The organism is Corynebacterium marambiense (assembly GCF_016342275.1).
Classification (GTDB): Bacteria; Actinomycetota; Actinomycetes; order Mycobacteriales; family Mycobacteriaceae; genus Corynebacterium; species Corynebacterium marambiense.
In genome coordinates this window covers 539,367-555,211 of sequence record NZ_JAEIOT010000007.1, presented here as the reverse complement: position 1 = coordinate 555,211, position 15,845 = coordinate 539,367, and the positions used below count along the sequence as shown (strand labels likewise).

14 protein-coding genes and 1 pseudogene are annotated in these 15,845 nt (G+C 65.7%); 9 read left to right on the top strand and 6 right to left on the bottom strand.

The features are described from left to right. Positions 1 to 137: 137 nt before the first annotated feature. From JDV76_RS07565 to JDV76_RS07550, 4 genes are read right to left on the bottom strand one after another with little or no spacing between them, the layout of a single operon-like run. On the bottom strand, positions 138 to 749 hold the full coding sequence (locus JDV76_RS07565) for a hypothetical protein (RefSeq protein ID WP_198736235.1): 612 nt from the start codon (positions 747 to 749) through the stop codon (positions 138 to 140). 43 nt (positions 750 to 792) lie between these two features. After that, positions 793 to 2,037, bottom strand: a complete 1,245-nt coding sequence (locus tag JDV76_RS07560) for a hypothetical protein (RefSeq protein WP_198736234.1) — start codon at positions 2,035 to 2,037, stop codon at positions 793 to 795. A gap of 54 nt (positions 2,038 to 2,091) precedes the next feature. Continuing rightward, a complete protein-coding gene (gene glgX, locus JDV76_RS07555) occupies positions 2,092 to 4,407 on the bottom strand; it encodes a glycogen debranching protein GlgX (protein WP_198736233.1) in 2,316 nt (771 codons plus the stop codon). A 9-nt stretch (positions 4,408 to 4,416) separates the two neighbouring features. Continuing rightward, a complete protein-coding gene (locus tag JDV76_RS07550; RefSeq protein WP_198736460.1) occupies positions 4,417 to 4,995 on the bottom strand; it encodes a TetR family transcriptional regulator in 579 nt (192 codons plus the stop codon). 280 nt (positions 4,996 to 5,275) lie between these two features. On the opposite strand from JDV76_RS07550, the gene JDV76_RS07545 reads away from it, so the two are divergent. The 4 genes from JDV76_RS07545 to JDV76_RS07530 all read left to right on the top strand — a co-directional run bounded on the left by JDV76_RS07545 (position 5,276) and on the right by JDV76_RS07530 (position 8,236). Next, the gene (locus JDV76_RS07545; RefSeq protein ID WP_198736232.1) at positions 5,276 to 5,956 is read left to right on the top strand and encodes a hypothetical protein; all 681 of its coding nucleotides are present in this window, start codon (positions 5,276 to 5,278) and stop codon (positions 5,954 to 5,956) included. A 270-nt stretch (positions 5,957 to 6,226) separates the two neighbouring features. Continuing rightward, positions 6,227 to 7,264 carry a biotin synthase BioB gene (gene bioB / locus JDV76_RS07540; RefSeq protein WP_198736231.1) on the top strand — a complete coding sequence of 346 codons (1,038 nt, stop codon included), beginning with the start codon at positions 6,227 to 6,229 and terminating at the stop codon, positions 7,262 to 7,264. Positions 7,265 to 7,285: 21 nt separating this feature from the next. Beyond that, a complete protein-coding gene (gene bsaP / locus JDV76_RS07535; RefSeq protein WP_198736230.1) occupies positions 7,286 to 7,546 on the top strand; it encodes a biotin synthase auxiliary protein BsaP in 261 nt (86 codons plus the stop codon). A 66-nt stretch (positions 7,547 to 7,612) separates the two neighbouring features. Further along, positions 7,613 to 8,236, top strand: coding sequence for a hypothetical protein (locus tag JDV76_RS07530; protein ID WP_198736229.1), 624 nt, complete (start codon positions 7,613 to 7,615; stop codon positions 8,234 to 8,236). A gap of 38 nt (positions 8,237 to 8,274) precedes the next feature. On the opposite strand, the gene JDV76_RS07525 is transcribed toward JDV76_RS07530, so the two are convergent. Beyond that, entirely contained in the window at positions 8,275 to 9,465 is a 1,191-nt protein-coding gene (locus JDV76_RS07525; RefSeq protein ID WP_198736228.1) for a hypothetical protein, read from the bottom strand. Between the two features lie 4 nt (positions 9,466 to 9,469). After that, entirely contained in the window at positions 9,470 to 10,558 is a 1,089-nt protein-coding gene (locus tag JDV76_RS07520; RefSeq protein WP_198736227.1) for a YbjN domain-containing protein, read from the bottom strand. A gap of 216 nt (positions 10,559 to 10,774) precedes the next feature. Here JDV76_RS07520 and hisD point away from each other — a divergent pair, with 216 nt between their 5' ends. The 5 genes and pseudogenes from hisD to JDV76_RS07495 all read left to right on the top strand — a co-directional run. Next, complete coding sequence (gene hisD / locus JDV76_RS07515) at positions 10,775 to 12,118, top strand: histidinol dehydrogenase (protein WP_198736226.1); 1,344 nt, start codon at positions 10,775 to 10,777, stop codon at positions 12,116 to 12,118. Further along, on the top strand, positions 12,115 to 13,266 hold the full coding sequence (locus JDV76_RS07510; protein ID WP_198736225.1) for a histidinol-phosphate transaminase: 1,152 nt from the start codon (positions 12,115 to 12,117) through the stop codon (positions 13,264 to 13,266). The genes hisD and JDV76_RS07510 overlap by 4 nt, the downstream gene beginning before the upstream one ends. Before the next feature lie 48 nt (positions 13,267 to 13,314). Next, on the top strand, positions 13,315 to 13,962 hold the full coding sequence (gene hisB / locus JDV76_RS07505) for an imidazoleglycerol-phosphate dehydratase HisB (RefSeq protein WP_198736224.1): 648 nt from the start codon (positions 13,315 to 13,317) through the stop codon (positions 13,960 to 13,962). Positions 13,963 to 13,965: 3 nt separating this feature from the next. Next, positions 13,966 to 14,175 carry a hypothetical protein gene (locus JDV76_RS07500; RefSeq protein ID WP_198736223.1) on the top strand — a complete coding sequence of 70 codons (210 nt, stop codon included), beginning with the start codon at positions 13,966 to 13,968 and terminating at the stop codon, positions 14,173 to 14,175. A 58-nt stretch (positions 14,176 to 14,233) separates the two neighbouring features. Continuing rightward, a pseudogene (locus JDV76_RS07495) lies at positions 14,234 to 15,493 on the top strand (MFS transporter); the annotation flags it as partial. Between the last annotated feature and the right edge of the window lie 352 nt (positions 15,494 to 15,845).

The window sequence follows — 15,845 nt, the reverse complement described above, 5'->3', positions numbered from 1 at the left end:
TCTCCTGGGTTGGTCATTGAGGTGGGCATCGGACCCGTGCGTTCACTACTGTAGCCCGCGTGGTGTCCGGAACAAGCGTGGCGAAACTGCTGCAGGGGTCGGAATCACGGCCTGAACCGGAGTCGGGTGTCCGGGCGTCAGCTGTTGTCCTGGACCTGTGCGGGCCGTTCCACGACGGGAAAGCCATCCGTGCAGTGGATGGGCTCGGGGCAGATGGCGTCGAGCCCCGAGTCGTGGAATCGCCTGGTGGCCCACGCCTGCAACGCAGCGTGGTCCCCGGTGGTCGCGTACAGCTCACCGACTCGTGGTGCGAACCACACAGGGTTCTTGCCGAAGACCGTGGTGAGATGCCTGTCGATGGTGGTGAATGTCTCGGGATGCGCCAGCCAGTCAGTCGTCGGACGACCGGGGACCGCCACCTGAAGGATACTGCCCGGGTATCCAGGCACGGGGCGGGTGCGGACGTACACCCGCACCCCGTCACTGGTGCGCGCGGCCTCGAGGGCTCCAGCTGCGGCCCGGTCCCAGGCGGTGCGGACCGGTATCCCGGAACGCAGCAGATCCCCCTCTGTCAGGAGCCGGTCCCCGGCGCAGATGCCTGCGGCGAATCCCGCTGATAGCGCGATACCCACGTGCCCGGTCGGGGGAAACCGCGACACCGGGAAAGGCAGTAGCCGGAGATTCAGCGGGTGCGCGAGGTTCGTAGAGACATGCACGCCCGATCCGTCGGGGAAGGTGGTGGTTCGCATACCCGATCTGACCCGGGTCGACACCGACCGGGTTCCCGGCCCCTCAGAACGGCGGCTGAAGATCCTCTTCCCCGTCGGGATCCAGCCCCAGGGTGATGAAGAGCTGCTCGGCGGACCAGAGTGATATGTCCTGTCCCTTGGCGATGAGCTCCTCCGCGCGTTTCTGCTTGGAGGTCGGCTTCCCCCACTCACCGCAGACGAGGATGGTGGTTTTCTTCGTCACGTTCTTGCCGATGGTCGCCCCAGCGTCGGCGATCTCGTGCCAGAGCCGTCCCTTGTCGAAGGGGCCGAAATCGCCGGACAGGGTCACATTCTGACCGTAGAGCAGACCGTCGGGATCGGCGTCGGGGTTCGGGTCCGGGATGGTGTCCGGAACGGCGACCTTGGCCCAGGGGACGGTTCGGGGGGACTTCCGCTTTCCCCCCTCGGAACCAGCTGGGGCAGGGCGTGTCGGGGCCTTGGGGACCATGTCCAGCACTGGCCACACCCGTTCGTGATCAATTCGGCCGAGATCGAAACCGGATGCGGTGAGAACCTTGCCGACCGTGTCCCGGGTGGTGGTGTCCCCGTTCAGGAGGACGAGGAGCCTGGCGGTGGCCTCCGCGGCGAGAGTGGGGGAGTCTGGTGCGGGGAGGCCGAACGTGCCGCAGAGCGCTGCGAGGGAGTGGTCGTCGTCGCCGGGCCGTTCCCTTCGTGCGAGTGCGAGCGTACACCCGAGGGAGAGCTCGGGAAGTATGGACGTACCTGATCCGCGGACCGTGCGGAGGAGGGCGGTGACCTGCCGGTAGACATTGTGGGCGACCAGAATCTCGGCATCGTCACCGATGTAGTCGGCGAGCACACCGACAAGATCAGCGGTGTCTGTACCTCCGTCGGGGTTCCCCGGATTCCCCCAGGACGTGTTGTCGATGACAAGGCCGTCCCTGACCCGTGCGGCGGCGATTCCGGTGACCGTGTCCCAAGAGGCGTCGTGATCGACGTGGAGGGCGATGAAATCGAGTCCGGGGATCTCGACGGCGGGGGCGTCGCCGCTGCGTGCCACATCGAGGGCGGCGACGAACTGCTGCATCTCGGCCGTCTGGTTGGGACTGAACACGATCTCCGCGTCCGGTCCCACCAGGAGCACGCGACCGCAGGTGACCGGGTCACCGGGGATGACTGTGACGCCGGTGACCCGGTCCAGCGGGATCTGCGGCCCGGAGCCCCGGAGCGCCGTCAACAGCGGGTCGTTGTGCACCGTCACCTGCTGCGGAGTGACGGTGACCGTGCTGCCGTGGGCTGCGATCACGTCGGGTTCACCTCTCGATGCTGGGGGCCGCGACGGGCCCGATTCATACTCGGATCAGACGTAGTCTCCGGTCCGGTCGCGGTAGTCGTCCTCGGCGGCACCCGTGCGCCGGGGGCCGGCCGCGGGTGCCTTCGATTCGGGCATTTCGTCGTCCGTTCCGTGGACACAGCCGGGGGTGGTGCGATCGGATGCGGTCTCATCGTCCAGGTCCTTCGCCGGAGGTTCCACCTGCTTGAGGATCATCGTCGAGCGCGCGGGGACGGTGATCTTGCCACCGGCCTCGATGACCTCCTCCTCCAGTGGATACCCCGTCTCCTCGACAGTGTCGACGATCAGGCGCCAACGCACACCGAACCGCCTGCTGGGCAGGGTGAACTCCAGCGGCTCGTGGTAGGCGTTAAAACACATGATGAAGGAGTCATCGGTGATCCTCTCGCCGCGGTCACCGGGCTCCGCGATGGCGTCGCCGTTGAGGTAGACCATCAGGGACTTACCGAAGGTGAAGTCCCAGTCAGCCTGGGTCATCAGCTTTCCCGACGGCACGAGCCAGGCGATGTCGCGCTGGCGGAGATCATCGTCGCCGAGCGGGCCACCGGCGAGGAACCGACGGCGGCGGAAGACCGGGTGGTTGGCCCGAATGCGCAGCAGTCGGCGGGTGAAGTTCACCAGTGTCTTGTTATCCTCCGCCTGCTCCCAGTCGATCCAGGACAGCTCGGAGTCCTGGCAGTAGACGTTGTTGTTGCCCTCCTGGGTGCGCCCCATCTCATCACCGTGGGCGATCATCGGGGTTCCCTGGCTGAGCAGGAGCGTGGTCAGGAAGTTCCGGCGCTGCTGCGCGCGGAGCTGCCGGACCTGCGGATCGGAGCTCGGGCCTTCGACACCGCAGTTCCAGGACCGGTTGTGGCTTTCGCCGTCACGTCCGTCCTCTCCGTTGGCGTCGTTGTGCTTCTCGTTGTAGCTCACCAGATCGTTGAGCGTGAAGCCGTCGTGGGCGGTGACGAAGTTGATCGATGCAGTGGGGCGGCGGCCGTTGTTGGCGTAGAGGTCCGACGACCCGGTCAGCCGGGAGGCGAATTCACCGAGAGTCGCGGGTTCGCCGCGCCAGAAGTCGCGAACGGTGTCCCGGTACTTGCCGTTCCATTCGGTCCACAGTGGCGGGAAGTTACCCACCTGGTATCCGCCCTCACCGATGTCCCAGGGCTCGGCGATGAGCTTGACCTGGCTGACCACCGGGTCCTGCTGGACGAGATCGAAGAACGCGGATAGTCGGTCCACGTCATGGAGCTCACGGGCAAGAGTCGAAGCGAGGTCGAAGCGGAAACCGTCGACGTGCATCTCGGTGACCCAGTAGCGCAATGAGTCCATGATCAGCTGCAGGGTGTGCGGGTGCCGGACGTTCAGACTATTGCCCGTACCCGTGTAGTCCATGTAGTGCCGCTTGTCGTCCTCGACGAGCCGGTAGTAGGCGGCATTGTCGATTCCGCGGAACACGATGGTCGGCCCCATGTGGTTGCCCTCGGCGGTGTGGTTGTAGACCACGTCGAGGATGACCTCGATCCCGGCGTCGTGGAACGCCCGGACCATTCCCTTGAACTCGCTCACGGCGCCGCCCGGTTTCGTCGCTGCGGCGTAATCCTGGTGCGGGGCGAGGAACCCGAAGGTGTTGTACCCCCAGTAGTTGCGCAGTCCGAGTTCACGGAGCCGGTCGTCCTGGAGGAACTGGTGGACCGGCATTAGCTCGATGGCGGTTACACCGAGGTCCTGCAGGTACTCGATGATCGAGGGATGCGCCAGTCCGGCGTAGGTGCCTCGGAGGTTCTCCGGGACATCCGGGTGGGTCATCGTCATGCCCTTGACGTGGGCCTCGTAGATGACCGTCTCGTGGTAGGGGGTCTTCGGGGCGCGGTCGTTCGCCCAGTCGAAGAACGGGTTGATGACGACGGAGGTCATCGTGTGGCCGAGAGAGTCCTCGGTGTTGCGCTTGCTCAGGTCCTCGGGATCGTTGATGTCGTAGGAGAACAGGGAGGGGTGCCCGTCGAACTCGCCGTCGAAGGCCTTGGCGTAGGGGTCAACGAGAAGCTTGTTGGGGTCGCACCTGTGACCGTTGGCCGGGTCGTAGGGGCCGTAGACCCGGTAGCCGTAACGCTGTCCGGGTTGTACCCCGGGGAGGTAGCAGTGCCAGGTGTGGGCGTCGACCTCCTCGATCGGGATGCGGGTCTCGTTGTTGTTCTCGTCGAGCAGGCACAGCTCGACCTTTTCCGCGACGTCGGAGAAGAGGGCGAAATTGGTGCCGGCTCCGTCGTATGTGGAGCCGAGCGGGTAGGCGTCGCCGGGCCAAATCTGGTGGGCGTCTGCGGTGGAACTAGTCATGGTGAGCAATCATATATCGCACGGTGCGCCAAGTCCCCTCAGCACGACTGCCACTCCCCGTCGGAACGTGGTTTCCCCGCATTCAGACGCCTCCGTGGGTAGGGCCGCGCCCTCGGCGATGCGGATGGCCGCCACCGACTGCTCGTGGAGAGTCTCACCCATGATGAAGTGCAGGAGGGTCACGGCGCCGGTCTCACGGTGGCCCCGGCTCAACTCGTCTCCGACGCCGAGAGCTGCAGAAATGGTGGCAGTGAGTTGGGTGTGCAGGGTGGCGTCGGACAGGGCAGCGGAGACGATTTCCGCCCCGTCGCGGTGGTCGAGGAGCGCGGCCCGGAGGCGCGCGCACATCGCTAAGGTCGCCTCCGTCCATGTGGTACCGGTGACAGTGGCGGCGTCATCGAGGACCGGAGCACAGATGGTCTGTCCGATGGCTGCGATGAGCGCCTGCTTGCTGGGAAAGTGCCAGTAGAGGGCGCCGGGGGCGACGCCGAGCTGTCGCGCCACGCGGCGCATGGTCATGTCCGCCAGCCCGTAGGTGTCTGCAATATCGAGGCTGGCGGTGATGATGGACTCTCGGGTCAACTGCACACCGCCACGATAGCCGTCGACGTCGTCGGTCGGGGAGTTTTCTCGCAGCGTGTGGGTGGGCGGTGGATCGGAAGGGGGGAGTGCAGTAGATTTGCGGACCATGGAGTTTGTGCAGTGGATGCCGCACACCTGACGGTCAGTCAAAGATTGTCCAAGTTTAAGGAAAAATAACGAGGAATCTGGGGCATGGTTGTTAGGGTGGAGGAGCCAGAAATTGTGAAACTTCAGATCAGGGTGCGGATTTCCGTGCCGTCCACAGAATTAGTCAGGAGTACCACCCGTGCCGAGTCTTAGTCTCGCGAAGAAGACCATTGCAGCAGCCGCACTGATCGCCCCGCTCTCCATGACCATGGTGTCGTGTAGCTCGAGCGGAGATGACTCGGCCGATGCCACGTCATCTACCTCCACGTCCGCGTCGACCTCGACGTCGACCTCGACCGAGACCTCCACTTCGACCACGAGCAGCACCACAACTACCGATTCCGAGGAGCCCTCCACGTCGGAGGAAACCGCCACTCAGGCGCCGGTGCCGGATCAGGAGGCTGCGGCCGCGGTCGCGGCCGCAGCCGCGAATCTCCCGTCCCCGAAACCTGCGGCGCCGGTCCAGGGGGGCCGCCCGGCGACCCCAGAGGAGGCGCGGGCCATCGAGGATCTGACCCGGCGTGTTGCTTGGGCCCCCACCCTGAAGGGCTACCTGGGTGGCATTCTCGACAACACCTGCAATTCCGTGCTTCAGGCCAATGGTGGTCGCGAGGCCTACGACCTGAACCAGATCCCGGATGTTCCGATGGAACTCATTCCCGAGCTGCAGGGCCGCAAGGCTGAAGTGCAGAGTGTGACCGACATCATGGTTGAGGGTAACACCGCCTCCGCCACGGTAACCGCCAACTCAGGCGACAAGGTCGAGACCGGCACCATGCGGTTCCTCAAGGAGGATGGCGTCTGGAAGCTCTGCGACTGATCGGAGTCCGTCACCGGTGCTGAAGCCGGTGACGACAGGCAAAATTGAAATCCCGTCCGGAAACCTCAACAGGGTCCCCGGGCGGGGTTTTGACATTTATGCAGCTCTCCTGCAGCTCCCCCCGGATCGGGTTAGTCGGTGATTGGTGTGGTCCATTTTTTGAACAGCGTTCAACCGAGTCGGTATCCTTGTTTTCCAATGACCACCAGCCCGCCCTTTATCGGTGTCCGGAGACTGATCCCGGAGCCCGATCCCCAGGAGGACCGAAAAATGACCAAGGCAACCATCGACAGTGATGTGTCTGAGCGAGCGCAGGACGACATCCTCGCGGTCGCCCGGAAGAAGGTCCTAGAGGGCGGAGTCGGCCTGGACAAGGAGGAGACTCTCGCCGTACTGAATCTGCCGGACGATCGTCTCCCGGAGTTGCTCGAATTGGCCCATGAGGTCCGTCTGAAATGGTGCGGCGAAGAGGTGGAGATGGAGGGAATCATCTCCCTGAAGACCGGTGGGTGTCCCGAGGACTGCCACTTCTGCTCGCAGTCCGGTCTCTTCGAGTCCCCCGTCCGTTCGGCGTGGCTCGACATTCCCGCACTCGTCGACGCTGCGAAGCAGACCCAGAAGACCGGCGCAACCGAGTTCTGCATCGTCGCCGCGGTCAAGGGGCCGGATGAGCGTCTTCTATCGCAGCTGGAACAGGCCGTTGCGGCGATCAAGTCCGAGGTCGACATCGAAGTCGCGGCGTCCGTTGGCATCCTGACCCAGGAACAGGTGGACCGCCTCGCTGCTGCCGGTGTGCACCGGTACAACCACAATCTGGAGACCGCCCGCTCCTATTTCCCCCAGGTCGTCACCACCCACTCCTGGGAAACCCGCAGGGACACACTCCGGATGGTCAAGGAAGCGGGCATGGAGGTGTGCTGTGGTGGCATCCTCGGCATGGGGGAGACCCTTGAACAGCGTGCCGAGTTCGCCCAGGATCTGGCCGCCCTCGATCCGACCGAGGTTCCGATGAACTTCCTCGACCCGCGCCCCGGGACCCCGTTCGCGGATTACGAGGTCATGCCCGCCCAGGATGCACTGCGCGCGATCGGAGCGTTCCGGCTCGCGCTGCCGAAGACGATCCTCCGCTTCGCCGGAGGTCGGGAATTGACCCTCGGTGACCTCGGGGCCGAGCAGGGCCTCCTCGGTGGCATCAACGCGATCATCGTCGGCAACTATCTCACGACCCTTGGGCGGCCGCAGGAGCAGGACCTCGAGATGATGGGTAAACTTCGACTGCCCATCAAGGCACTCAACTCCACCTGCTAGAGAATCCGGAGACCTGGACTCATGGCCCGCATCGCGGACAACAACGATCTCCTCGAGGCACTGATCACGGGCGCTGCACCGGTGTATCATCCGAATACCGGTCAGTGCATCGCCGAGGGGGAGGACATCCGGTTGTCGCCCTCGGCGCGTGCCGGGTTGGAGGCGCCACGCTACTGCCAGCTCTGTGGTCGCCGGATGGTCGTCCAGATCCGGCCGGACGGATGGGACGCGTCGTGCTCCCGGCATGGCCGCGTCGATTCCGCTTACCTCGGACAGCGTTGATTCGTCCCCATCCGGTATCCCCGGTAGCTAGGTGACGGTGGAGGTCTCCGCGTAGATTGGACGTCCATGAACCATCCTGATCCCGTTGGCGAACCATCTGACACGCCAGAGACCGTTGACGTATGTGCCGGTGACGCGGTTTCCGCACCAGGCGATCGGTCGCGGCTCCACTCGATGCTGCCCCGAGTCAGCCGGGCCACTGGATCGTACGCCGGGATCCTTGCGCTCTCGCTCATTCTCGCGCTGGCAGCGGGCATCCTTTCCGGAGTGTTCCGCCCCGTGTACACCGGACGGGTGCTCGAGGACGCGACAGTCATACTCGTGGCACCGGGATCCCAGGAGTTCGACACGTGGCTGGGGATGATCACCGGCAGTTCGATCCTCGGAATCATCGTCGCTTTGATCGCGTTCTTCGGTGCGCCGGAGCTTCTCGGCCCAAAGATGCTCGGTTGGGTGGCGTTGTGTTCGCTCATCGGTGCCTTCACCATCGTCGGTATCAGCGACGTTGCGGCGCATCTCGTGCATCCGGCACCCGCCCAGGAGGCACTGCAGATTGGGGAGGACTACGCCTTCGTCCCCCAGGTAACCCTGCACTGGGGTGTGATCATCGCCCCGTACCTAGCATTGTTGACCTACTGGTCGGCCGCCGTCCTCGTCCGGCCGGGCCGGACACCTGCCGATGATGGCTGAGCCCACATCCCTTCGGTGCCCGGTTGTGCCCGGCTGCTCTATGGCAACACCTCCCGGATCACGGTAATCGCTTCAACGACGCCCGTGATGCCGCATTCGAGCGCGGCCACCAATTGGGCGTCGGTGGCTCCGACCGTGACCGGGAACATCGCCACCGCGCAGACCACCACGCGTTCGGGGCCGTTTCCGGCATCCGCCTCCACGAGGGCCGCACGGGCGTTGACCGTCGAGCAGCGACGGTCAAATGCGGCGCACGCCAGCGCAGCCTCCCCGAACACAGCGGTCGCAGCTCCCTCGACGGGCACCTCCCACCGCGAGATGACGATGAGATCGCCCGCTGCGCCCGTCCCGTCGGTACCGATCGTCACCTGCACCTCGACCTCATCGACCGTCAGCGCCAGGGCGCGGAACTTCGGGTGGGGTTCCGCATCCCCGCGGATCCGCTCCAGGATGAGCCGGAGCCGGTACATGTCGAGTGGTGTGGGAACTGCCGGGAGTGCGGAGTCCGCGTCAGGAGAAGGAATGACGGCGCCCGCTACCGGCTGGGTCGCCTCCACCGCATCGGCGCGGAGCAGCTCCGGGGGATCGACCCGCGGCCCGGCCAGCTGCGGAATTTCATGGATGAGAGCGAGGCATCCGGTTATCACGAGTACAAGACCACGCTCGAGGAACGTGCGCAGCTGTGCGTCGGTGATCCCCGACTCGACGCACAGTGACGTGTGGAACCGGACGCTGAGGGTTCCGTCCGCCGCAACGGAAGGGTAGAAGCAGACGGGTAGCGAACGTTCCCCTCCCAGTGCCAGGGAGTCCTGCAGGACGGGGAGCTGTTCCACCCCAGTCCGCCCCCGGAGCCGTCCCTGGAGAACGAGGTGCAGTCCACCGTTGTCCCTGACCACGAGAAGCTCACCGCGGACACTCGGCCAAGCGATGGTGATCCGGTCACGGAACGACGAGTGAGACACCCGGAGCGCGTCCAGTGCCTCCCGGACCATATCGAAGGTCAGCGGCTTGGTCGGCTCACCGGAACGCTCCCGCTGTCGGCGGAATGCCCGAAACGGTGCCGGTCCGAGTAACCGCAGGAGAGTCAGCCGCAGACCCCGGTTGAGCCTGCCCGGTGGTGTGCCGCCGGTGAATACCGTGTCATAGTCGACGGAGAACAGGCTGGATGGGTCGTCCGGAATACCGCCGGTCGTTGACTCTGGTTCATGGTCGGCGGGAGAAGACGCCACGGGGTCAGTCCTCCGGCCATTCCACTACCGACACCCCAGTGACATCCTCGCTGATGGACCCGATGGCCAGCAGAATCCGCCGGAGCCCGAGGGAGAGGGTGTGTCGGAGCTGAGTGGACGTCAGTCCGGCGGCGGTCGGAATGGACATCTCCACCCGAACCTGGAGTCCATCATCATCGGTGTGACAGTAGGCTTTCGTCAGTGCAGATTTCTCGTTCCAGGTGTTGCAACAGAGAAATATCCGCATGAAGTCCCGGTCCGGATCGAGGTTGGGATCCCACATGCCTCGGAGAATGAGGGAGGGTCCGTTGTCGAGGTGGAATCCGATGAGAATACTGTTGACCTTGGTCGCGAGCCAACTCGCCCCCCTGTGCATACCGCGGATGCCGAGATCCGACAGCGTGGACTCGAGGCGGGCGAGATCGACCGGGACCGGGGAATCCGGGCTCGGGAGATCGGGGTCGCCGCCGGCGTCGGAGTTGACCCCGTCGCTGATGTCGCGGTCGTCGTCCCGGTCCTCCTGTTCACTCATGGTCGCTGTTCCCTCTTTTCCGTGGTGTGTGCTGCCCTCCGGAGCGGACCGGAACCGGAGTTCTCCGTGGAGGGCATCCGTGTCGAGCGCATCCCTCGGGGAAGGCGTCTGTTCGACAGGTTTCAGATGTGCGAACTCCGTGAGCATGTGATCGACCGCGAGTTCCGTGGACTGCATCGCGGTGCGGATGAATGTGCGCAGCTGTTCGTCGGTTGCTCCCGCACCGATGGGCAGCGACGTCCGGAAGCGAACCGACACCTCTCCATCGTCGGTGATACTCAGCATCACTGTCGGGTTGATCCGCTTCATGTTCCAGTCGGTGATGCTGTGTGCCAGGGCGTTGATGTCGGAGAGATCGAGCGTGCGACGGAGCTCGCCCTCGGCGATAAGGACCGGGGCATCGATCCGCCCGATGTAGACGAACACGCGGTGTGTCTCCCACGGCAGCAACAGGCGTTCACTACCGTGCAGGAACCGGTAGTCGCATGCGCCGACAGCTGCCGCCACGTCCTCCAGACCGATTTTCGTCGGTCCCGTGTGTCCCCCGGTGCGGTCGCCCATGATCTGCTTCACTCCTCACCGTGTGGTCATCGAACCTCTCCGCCAATATACGCGGGGCCGGGGATTCGGCCCCGCTTCCGGTGTCCCCGTGCTGTCCCTGGAAGTGGGGCCGAATACAATGACCGCAGACAGCGCCACTGTCTCCCACCGTCCTACCCGGGGTACTGTGGCGCCACCACCCACGCAGACACATGACGGGATGATGCAGGAATGCCCATGCTCACGCTCACCGACCTCACCGGCCAGAATCCGACCGCCAGTCATCTGCGGCGGACCCTGCCGCGGGGCGGAACGGACGTTGACTCGGTCCTCGACGTCGTCGCGCCGCTGGTCGCCGACGTCCGTGATAACGGCGCCGCCGCAGCACTGGCCTACGGACAGAAATTCGACGGGATCACGCCGGATAGCGTCCGGGTTCCCGCTGAGATTGTCCGCGCCGCTGTCGACACCCTCGATCCGCAGGTCAAGACTGCGCTGGAGGAATCCATCACCAGGATACGACGGGTCCACCGCGCCCAGGTCCCGGAGGGGCACACCGTCGAACTCACCCCCGGGGGAACCGTCGAGGAGAGATTCATACCCGTCGAACGGGTCGGGCTCTACGTCCCCGGTGGAAATGCCGTCTACCCGTCCAGCGTCCTCATGAACGTGATCCCCGCGCAGGAAGCCGGCGTGGACACCCTCGTCGTCGCTTCGCCACCCCAGGCCGCGCACGGCGGCTGGCCGCACCCCACGATCCTGGCTGCCTGCTCCCTGCTCGGAGTCGACGAGGTGTGGGCCGTCGGTGGTGCGCAGGCGGTCGCGTTGCTCGCGTACGGCGACGAGGATGGAGCCGACCTGGCCCCGGTGGACATGATCACCGGCCCCGGCAACATCTTCGTCACCGCTGCGAAGCGACTGTGCCGCTCGGTCGTCGGTATCGACTCGGAGGCCGGCCCGACGGAGATCGCCATCCTCGCGGATAACACCGCAGACCCCGTGCACGTCGCCTATGACCTGATCAGCCAGGCGGAACACGACGTCATGGCCGCCAGCGTCCTGGTCACCGACTCCCGGGAACTCGCCGACGCGGTCGACCGTGAGGTCGCGGCGCGCTACGGGGTGACCCGGAACTCCGAGCGGGTCGCACAGGCGCTGACCGGAACCCAGTCCGGCATCATCCTCGTCGACGACCTGGAGACCGGCATCCGCGTTGTCGACGCCTACGGCGCCGAGCACCTGGAGATCCACACCGACAACGCCGCGGACGTTGCCCGCCGCATCCGGAACGCCGGCGCCATTTTCGTCGGCCCGTACGCGCCGGTCCCGCTCGGCGACTACTCCGCAGGCTCCAACCACGTCCTACCCACCTCCGGGACGGCCCGCCATTCGTCGGGGCTTAACACCCGCACCTTCCTCAAGGCCGTCCACCTCATCGAATACGACGAAACCGCGCTCAAGGGGGTCGCGGACACCGTCGTCGCCCTCGCCGACGCCGAGGACCTGCCTGCTCACGGCGAGGCGATCCGCGCCCGCTTCGAGAACCTGCCCACCGACTCCACCACCGAGGACAACCGATGACCGACGCCACGACACCGCTCGCAGCGGACACTACGCTCGCGGATCTTCCCCTCCGGGACGCATTGCGTGGCGAACACGCCTACGGCGCACCGCAGCTCGACGTTCCCGTCCGGCTGAACACCAACGAGAACCCGTACCCGCCGTCGGACGCGCTCGTCGAGGAACTCGTAGACACCGTGCGTCGGCTCGCGGGCGAGCTGAACCGGTACCCCGAGCGCGACTGCATCGAACTGCGGGAACACCTGGCCGCGTACATCTCGGTGCAGACCGGTGTCGCCGTGACCCGGGATAACCTCTGGGCGGCGAACGGGTCCAACGAGGTGCTCCAGCAGCTGCTCCAGGCCTTTGGCGGTCCGGGACGTACGGCCCTGGGCTTCGTCCCCAGCTACTCCATGCACCCCATCCTCGCCACCGGCACACATACCGAGTTCCTCCGCTGCGAACGGGGCTCCGACTTCCGCATCGATATGGACCGCACCCTCGCCGAGATCGAGCGGCTCCAGCCCGATGTGGTGTTCGTGACCACCCCGAACAATCCCACCGGTGATGTGACCTCCCTCGACGACATCCGCCGGATCGCGGAAGCTGCGCCGGGCATCGTCATCGTCGACGAGGCCTACGCCGAGTTCAACGACGGTCCCTCCGCAGTGGAACTCATCGAGGAGTTCCCGTCCCGACTGGTGGTGTCTAGGACGATGAGCAAAGCCTTCGACTTCGCCGGAGGACGTCTCGGCTACTTCGTCGCGGCGCCCGCATTCATCGACGCGGTCATGCTCGTGCGCTTGCCGTACCACCTCTCCACCCTGTCCCAGGCCGCGGCGATCGTGGCACTCAAGCACTCGGGGGACACCCTGGCGACGGTCGCCCGGATAGCCGCCGAACGTGACCGCGTGGTCGCCGCACTGGAGCAGATCGGCTACGACGTCGTGCCGAGCCGGTCGAATTTCATCTTCTTCGGTCACTTCGATGACGCCGCCGCCGTGTGGCGCCGATTCCTCGACGCCGGGGTGCTCATCCGTGACGTCGGCGTCCCGCACCGGTTGCGCGCCACGATCGGTCTTGACGTGGAGAACGACGCATTCATCGCCGCCGCTCGGGATATCGCCGACGCAGCCGGTATCACCACCGGTGGCACGTCCACCACATAGAAGCCCACAGCACCCGCCACCGAGTCACGAGGAACGAGACGACAAGCCATGGCTGACCTGAACCACACCACCAGCAACGAATTCGAGGGCACCGACGCAAGCCGTCGGGCCCGAGTGGAACGCGCCACCCGTGAGTCGACCATCGCGGTGGAGATTGACCTGGATGGCACCGGCAACTGCGAGATCACCACCGGACTGCCGTTCTTCGACCACATGCTCACCGCATTCGGTACCCACGGCAGCTTCGACCTCACCGTCCACGCCTCGGGGGACACCGACGTCGATGCGCACCACACCGTCGAGGACACCGCGATCGTGTTGGGAGGGGCGATCCGGGAGGCGCTGGGGGACAAGTCCGGCATCCGCCGCTTCGGGTCGTGCCAGCTGCCGATGGACGAGACCCTGTGCGAGGCGATCGTGGACGTCTCGGGCCGTCCCTACTTCGTCATGGACGGCGAACCGGACCAGATGATCACCGCCGTGATCGGCGGACACTACGCCACCGTCATCAACCGGCACTTCTTCGAGTCGCTCGCCTTCAACGCACAGATCGCCCTCCACGTGCGGTGCCACTACGGCCGCGACCCGCACCACATCACCGAGGCCGAGTTCAAGGCGGTTGCCCGTGCGCTGAGGGCTGCGACGGAACCGGATCCCCGGGTCACGGGAATCCCGTCCACCAAGGGAGCGCTGTAACCGATGCCGGACCTTGTTAAAGTGGCAGCCGGACCGCAGGAAGGCTCCGGACACTGGCTCATCTACCTGCTGTTCATCATCGCCGGCCTCCTGGTCGGTGGGACCTGGGCGGCGTACCAGGCCGAGAACCGGGTCATGACATTCATCGGCGCTCTGGCTGCAGCCGTGGCGTTCGCCGCGGCGCTGCTGTGGCTACTGGGAGAGGTGGGTTAGATAGGTGAAGACGTCGGCGCGGCTGCTGTCCCGCGAGGAACTCGAGAAGCTCGACAACATGTGGGGCAGCCCGGCGCTGAAGACGACGCTGACCGCCGTCGCCGCCGCCTTCGCCTCCTGGTCGCTGATGCTCCCGGTGGTCCCGCTCGCGGTGATCAGTTCGGGTGGCTCCGACAGTCTCGCGGGTTCCGTCACCGGTGTCTTCATGGCGGCGACCGTCCTCACCCAGATGTTCACCCCGAAGGCACTTCGCCGGTTTGGCTACATCCCGGTGATGGTCGTCTCGGCTTTCCTCCTGTGCGTGCCCTCCGCGCTGTACGCCTTCTCCGTCGACGCGATCCCGGTGCTCACGATTTCCGCGGTCCGTGGCGTCGGGTTCGGTGCACTGACGGTCGCCCAGTCCGCGCTGATGGCGGAACTCGTGGCGCGGAGATTCCTCGGCAAGGCATCCGGGGCGCTGGGGCTCGTCGTCGGGCTCCTGCAGATGCTGTTCCTTCCGGCCGGACTCTATATTGCGGAGACCATCGGATTCACCGCGGTGTACATCATCTCGTCGGTGATCGGGATCGGCGCCACGGCATTGTGCTGGTCCCTGCCCCGGCTCTCCCCGGAGAAGCGGGAGTCCCTGCGCGGCACCGGATCGGTCACCGAGACCGGCTACTCCGTCGCCACCTGGAAGCTCATCACCGTTCCGGCGCTCGCGATTTCGACGATCGCCATGGGCTACGGCGCCATCTCCTCCTTCCTTCCTGCCGCCGTGAAGGAACTCGATCCGGCCAGCGGTGCCGTGGTCGGTGGCCTGGTTCTCGCGGTTGTCGGAGGATCCCAGATGCTCAGCCGCTACGGTGCGGGCATCATCGCGGATCGTCGTGGTGAAGCCGGGCGACTGGTCATTCCGTCGCTCGTCTCCGGGGTCGTCGGTCTGGCGCTGGCGACGCTCGTCCTCGCCGCAGGCATGAACCCGTGGCTGCTCCTCCTCTCCGCACTGCTGTTCGGCGCCGGTTTCGGCGCTGTTCAGAACGAGGCGCTGCTGATGATGTTCGCCCGCTTGCCCCGGTCCAAGGTCACTGAGGCCTCAGCGATGTGGAACATCGCCTTCGACTCCGGCACCGGCCTCGGTTCCGTGGTCCTGGGAGTCGTCGCCGCACGCGCCGCCTACTCCGGATCCTTCGGAACAGCCGCGGGTCTGGTGATTCTCGGCCTCGTCGTCGTACTCGCGGACCGGATCATCGGGCGGCACCGCATTGCCGAGTACAACAACACACGTGCCACCCTCCGCCGGGTTCCCATGGCCCGGACTGCGGTTCGCAGCGCCCGGGCGCTCGGCCGAGCGGGCATGAAACCCGTGCACGTCGCCGAGCTGCTCGCTAAGAGCACCCCACGTCCCCACGTCCGGCGACGCCCGGCGGGCATGAGCCGCGAGGAGTTCAACGCTGAACTCCGTGCCGAGGCCGCCGAGCGGCGCGCCCTGAAAGCCGAGCGGAAATCCGACCAGCGCGAGTACAGGGCCCAGGTCCGTGAAATCCGGGCGGCCGCCCGCGCCCACGTCGAGCGTGCCCGCAAGGAAGCTCAGGCGCATATCGAACGCGCCCGGGAGGAAGCCCGGGAGATGGAACGTCGGTGTCTCGCGGAACTCCGGTCATCGGGCGGCCCCGCCCAGGAACAGTGGG

Coding starts and splice junctions, on each gene's coding strand:
- JDV76_RS07565 (WP_198736235.1), bottom strand. CDS start 749: ATGCGAACCACCACCTTCCCCGACGGATCGGGCGTGCATGTCTCTACG.
- glgX (WP_198736233.1), bottom strand. CDS start 4,407: ATGACTAGTTCCACCGCAGACGCCCACCAGATTTGGCCCGGCGACGCC.
- bioB (WP_198736231.1), top strand. CDS start 6,227: ATGACCAAGGCAACCATCGACAGTGATGTGTCTGAGCGAGCGCAGGAC.
- bsaP (WP_198736230.1), top strand. CDS start 7,286: ATGGCCCGCATCGCGGACAACAACGATCTCCTCGAGGCACTGATCACG.
- JDV76_RS07530 (WP_198736229.1), top strand. CDS start 7,613: ATGAACCATCCTGATCCCGTTGGCGAACCATCTGACACGCCAGAGACC.
- JDV76_RS07520 (WP_198736227.1), bottom strand. CDS start 10,558: ATGGGCGACCGCACCGGGGGACACACGGGACCGACGAAAATCGGTCTG.
- hisD (WP_198736226.1), top strand. CDS start 10,775: ATGCTCACGCTCACCGACCTCACCGGCCAGAATCCGACCGCCAGTCAT.
- JDV76_RS07510 (WP_198736225.1), top strand. CDS start 12,115: ATGACCGACGCCACGACACCGCTCGCAGCGGACACTACGCTCGCGGAT.
- hisB (WP_198736224.1), top strand. CDS start 13,315: ATGGCTGACCTGAACCACACCACCAGCAACGAATTCGAGGGCACCGAC.
- JDV76_RS07500 (WP_198736223.1), top strand. CDS start 13,966: ATGCCGGACCTTGTTAAAGTGGCAGCCGGACCGCAGGAAGGCTCCGGA.